4 protein-coding genes are annotated in these 4,487 nt (G+C 63.7%); 3 read left to right on the plus strand and 1 reads right to left on the minus strand.

Translation table 11 applies throughout. From position 1 onward, the window contains the following. Positions 1-102, plus strand: a 102-nt coding sequence (gene trbK-alt, locus ACK5L9_RS04935) for a putative entry exclusion protein TrbK-alt (protein WP_416910340.1), incomplete at its 5' end; no start/stop codon positions are given. A gap of 135 nt (positions 103-237) precedes the next feature. Here trbK-alt and ltrA read toward each other — a convergent pair. After that, positions 238-1,764 (minus strand): group II intron reverse transcriptase/maturase, encoded by a 1,527-nt coding sequence (gene ltrA / locus ACK5L9_RS04940; RefSeq protein WP_416910337.1) that lies wholly within the window; start codon positions 1,762-1,764, stop codon positions 238-240. A 638-nt stretch (positions 1,765-2,402) separates the two neighbouring features. On the opposite strand from ltrA, the gene trbL reads away from it, so the two are divergent. Both trbL and trbF read left to right on the plus strand, forming a co-directional pair. Further along, complete coding sequence (trbL, locus tag ACK5L9_RS04945) at positions 2,403-3,755, plus strand: P-type conjugative transfer protein TrbL (RefSeq protein WP_416910338.1); 1,353 nt, start codon at positions 2,403-2,405, stop codon at positions 3,753-3,755. Then, positions 3,752-4,471 (plus strand): conjugal transfer protein TrbF, encoded by a 720-nt coding sequence (gene trbF, locus ACK5L9_RS04950; RefSeq protein ID WP_416910339.1) that lies wholly within the window; start codon positions 3,752-3,754, stop codon positions 4,469-4,471. Before trbL ends, trbF begins: the two co-directional genes overlap by 4 nt. The last annotated feature ends 16 nt before the right edge of the window (positions 4,472-4,487 follow it).

The following is a 4,487-nucleotide window of genomic DNA, read 5'->3' on the forward strand; positions in this document are numbered from 1 at the left end:
GCCACGCTGCGTCGCTGCCAGCAGATGGGCGAGGCGGCCAGCGACGACGCCGATTGCCTCGCCGCATGGGCAGGGTCCCGCAACCGGTTTCTGGGGCGCTGACAGGTGAAAGTAGAGATGAAGCGCTCCACCCCCTTTCGAAGACGAGTTTCTCCATCCCTCTTCCCGAACCGGACGTGCAAGTTTCCAAGCATCCGGCTCTCCATGCATGGGCGCTCGCGCGCCTATGGGTGTGCCTCAGATATGGTTGAGGCGTTGGAAGGTGTTCCAGAAGCCCCGGACGCTTTCGCGCTGCCGGTTATCCTTTTCCGCATTCCATCCGTTCGGTTTCGCTATTCTCTGGTTCGGGTAACGCATGGTTCCCCCGTCACGGAGGGACCGCAGACGTCTGGTCCCTTCGGACCATTGTCGCGGCTTTCCCGGGGCGCTGTGGAGGTGAAGGCGACGCAGCACCGGCCACGTCGCCTTCGGGTATTTCTTCCTCAGCCAGCGCCCCACACGCTGCCATATCCAGTGATCGAGGTTGCAGAACTCACGATATGCCTTTGTGGCGTATCGATAATAGTTCCTCCACCCGGTCAGGACAGGATTGAGCATGCCGATCAGTCTGGCGAGCGGCCACCCCGTAGGGGTGCTTTTCACCATGACCTTGATCTTGTGGCGCAGGTCGGCCAGCTTACCCTTCGGTATGAAGAGATTGCCGACCCGGCGCCCCGTGCGGAGCGCCTTAGTCTGCACCACCCGATACCCAAGGAAGTCGAAGCCTTCCCTGACATCGGTGATCCGGGTCTTTTCCATCGACAGCTCCATGCGAAGTTCCGTTTTCAGGAACTCCGCCAGCGCGAGCTTTTCCGCTTCCGCCTGCTCCCTCGTGCCGTCCACGAGAACGACGAAGTCGTCCGCGTATCGCACCGTGTAAAATACCGGCCTGCCTTTCCTGTGGTCTCTGACCCTTCGGGCAGCGGCATTTATACTTGGTTCACGAGGGCGCACGGACCATCGCCCATACCGTTCGTCGATGGCTGTCAGGTAGATGTTCGACAGCATCGGCGAGATGACCCCGCCTTGCGGCGAGCCGGTTACGGGGTGGCGAATGGTCCCTTCGATCATCACGCCCGCTTTCAGGAATGCGTGGATCAGCCTCAGCACCTTGCGGTCGCCGATGCGTTTCCGCAGCCGTTCCATCATGACGTGATGATCGATGGCGTCGAAACAGCCCTTGATGTCGCCTTCTATGGCGTAGCGGTAGACCGAGGGTCCACGCTTCGTCGGATGAAGGAACCTCTGGATGCGCGCCAGAGCATCATGGGTGCTTCGGCCCGGCCGGAACCCGTAGGAGGTCGGATAGAAGTCCGCCTCGAAGATGGGTTCCAGCACCAGCTTCAAAGCCATCTGCACCAGCCGGTCGATCAGCGTGGGAATGCCGAGTGGCCGGAATTTTCCGGGCTTGCCGGGCTTCGGGATGAGCCGTTGCCTGACGGGTTCCGGACGATAACTTCCGTCGCGAAGCGCCTCGCGTATTTCATCGAGGAGCCTTGCTGCGCCACCGGGACGCTCTTCGACCGAGCGCCGCGTCATCCCGTCCGTGCCCGATGTCCGGCTGCCGCTGTTGCGGGTGAGCCGTCGCCAGGCCTCGGACAGGGTTCTGCGGTCGCAAACGAGATTGAACAAATCAGCGAAGACCTTGTCGGGATCATCGCTGCTCCACCGATACAGCTTGCGCTGCATGTCGAGGACGAACGAGATATTCACCTCGCCGGACATGGGTCCACCTCCTGCCTGCTTGCTGTATCCACTGCCTTCCTTCGCCATGTGGACGGCTTTCCCGTCCTCGGACTACTACGAAGGCTCCGCCCCTTACCGCCGCGATCACTGGTCGCTTCAGCCATCCGGCGCGCACGCGCGCCGGAAGCGAGGATAAGGTTCTTAGGTTCCGCTACCGATCTCTCGCCTGCTTTAGGCGCCGACTCTACCCCGTGTGGAATCCGGCCACGGCGCAACGCAAATGCACGCCGAAGCTGGTGCGCAGCGGGCTGCGCACCCCCGGTCCATGTGCCCATAGCACGGACCAACGCTCCACCGGCCCGCCGTTTGCACGGCGCGCCGACCCGCCCACTTCCGAGTTGGCGGGTTCCAGTGTCTGACGAGGCGTCCACCATCGGTTCGGTTTCCCTCGCCATGGCAGGCTTGCTGGCCGGACCAGCCACGGGATCGGAAGTCCCCGTCTGCCCGGCTTTGATGGGTTCTGCTGATTTACGGCTCCCCGGAAGCACCCGGTTCACCTCACCCATCCGCTTATCGCCGCGTGTTGCGTCACACGGCGTGCGAGGTCTTTCACCCCGCGAGATCAGTAACAGCTTGAAAGTCAAAGCACTCCTTTCTTCAACTAGGACCTAACGCACATGGGCGGAACCGGCGTCATCGACACATTTCTGGGGGTCTTCACCTCCTATATCGACAGCGGGTTCGGCCTTCTGGGCGGGGAAGTCGCGTTCATCGCCACCACGCTGATCGTGATCGACGTGACGCTGGCGGCGCTCTTCTGGTCGCTCGGTGCCGAGGATGACATCATCGCCCGCCTCATCAAGAAGACCCTTTTTGTCGGCGTTTTCGCCTATATCATCGGCAACTGGAATTCGCTCGCCCGCATCGTTTTCGACAGTTTCGCGGGGCTCGGCCTGCAAGCTTCCGGCACCGGGTTTTCCGTCGCCGACCTCCTGCGCCCCGGCCGCGTCGCCCAGACCGGGCTTGATGCCGGGCGGCCCCTGCTGGAGGCGACCGCCGATCTGATGGGGTTCGTCGCCTTTTTCGAGAACTTCATCCAGATCGCCTGCCTTCTCTTCGCCTGGGTGCTGGTGCTGCTGGCCTTCTTCATCCTCGCCGTGCAGCTTTTCGTGACCCTGATCGAGTTCAAGCTGACCACGCTGGCAGGCTTCGTCCTCATCCCCTTCGGTCTTTTCGGCAAGACCGCTTTCATGGCCGAGCGGGTGCTGGGCAATGTCGTCTCATCTGGTATCAAGGTGCTGGTTCTGGCAGTCATCATCGGCATCGGCAGCACGCTGTTCTCAAGTTTCACGGCGGGTTTTGGCGGCGCGACGCCCACCATCGACGATGCCATGGCCATCGTCCTTGCCGCACTCTCACTCCTTGGCCTCGGCATCTTCGGTCCCGGCATCGCCTCTGGCCTCGTCTCCGGCGGCCCGCAGCTTGGCGCGGGCGCAGCGGTCGGCGCTGGCCTCGCCGTTGGCGGCATGGTGCTGGCCGGAGGCGCCGCCGCTGGCATGGCCGCGAAGGGCGGCGCGGCTGCCCTGTCCGGTGGTGCGGCTGCTGTCCGGGGAGGTGCAAGTCTGGCCGGCGGCGCCAGTACCGCCTATAGCCTCGGGTCCTTCGGTCAATCTGGCGCGGCGGGCGTCGCATCCGGCCTTGGCGGCGTCGCCCGCGCGGCTGGGTCCGCCGCAGCCTCACCGCTGAAGCGCGCCGCGTCCAAAGCATCCGAAAGCGTCAGGTCCAGCCATTCCGATGGGGTGAAAGCCGGGTTCACCGCAACGGGCGGGACCTCGACCGGCGGAACCATTGGCGGCGGCGCTGACACCACGGCCTCATCCGCCACCGGCGGCCCGCCCGCCTGGGCGCAGCGGATTCAACGCAAACAGGCCCTCAGCCATGGCGCGACCATGGCCGCCCATGCCGTCCGCTCCGGCGATAGCCAGAGCGCGGGCTCCTCCAGTTCCCTTCAGACAGGCGACCGCTCATGAGCATTTTCAAACGACCCACCGCCCATTACGGCAAGACACCGCAGCCCGAGACGCCTTACCAGAAGGCGGCACAGGTCTGGGATGACCGCATCGGCTCCGCCCGTGTACAGGCGAAGAACTGGCGGCTGATGGCCTTTGGTTGTCTGATCCTCTCGGCGGGCTTCGCCTCGGCGCTGGTGTGGCAGTCGGCGCGCGGCAGTGTCGTGCCCTGGGTGGTGCAGGTGGACAATCTCGGTCAGGCGCAGGCCGTCGCGCCCGCGACAGCCGATTACCGTCCCTCTGATCCTCAGGTCGCGTTTCATCTTGGCCGCTTCATCGAAGAGGTGCGCAGCATCCCGGCAGACGCCACCATCGTCCGTCAGAACTGGCTGCGTGCCTCTGAGTTTACTACGGATCGCGGTGCGGCGGCGCTGACTGATTACGCCCGCGCCAACGATCCTTTTGCCAAGGTCGGACAGCAACAGATCGCCGTAGAGGTTTCCAGCGTCATCCGCGCTTCGCCCGATTCCTTCCGCGTCGCCTGGACCGAGCGTCATTACGAGAACGGCCAGCTTTCCACCACCGAGCGATGGACCGCGATCCTCACCATCGTCCTTCAGCCCCCGCGCAGCGCCGAGAAGCTGCGCGCCACACCGCTTGGCAACTACCTCAACGCCATCACCTGGTCGCGGGAGATGGGGCAATCAGAACCGGTATCCGGACTCATTCCGTTTTGACTGTTCTGATTTCCGC

The sequence above is a fragment of the Paracoccus sp. (in: a-proteobacteria) genome, from assembly GCF_047973135.1.
In the GTDB taxonomy this organism is placed as follows: domain Bacteria; phylum Pseudomonadota; class Alphaproteobacteria; order Rhodobacterales; family Rhodobacteraceae; genus Paracoccus.

What these genes read in the sequence shown, in the direction of transcription:
- trbF (WP_416910339.1), top strand. Translation starts at nt 3,752, where the DNA reads ATGAGCATTTTCAAACGACCCACCGCCCATTACGGCAAGACACCGCAG.
- ltrA (WP_416910337.1), bottom strand. Translation starts at nt 1,764, where the DNA reads ATGTCCGGCGAGGTGAATATCTCGTTCGTCCTCGACATGCAGCGCAAG.
- trbL (WP_416910338.1), top strand. Translation starts at nt 2,403, where the DNA reads ATGGGCGGAACCGGCGTCATCGACACATTTCTGGGGGTCTTCACCTCC.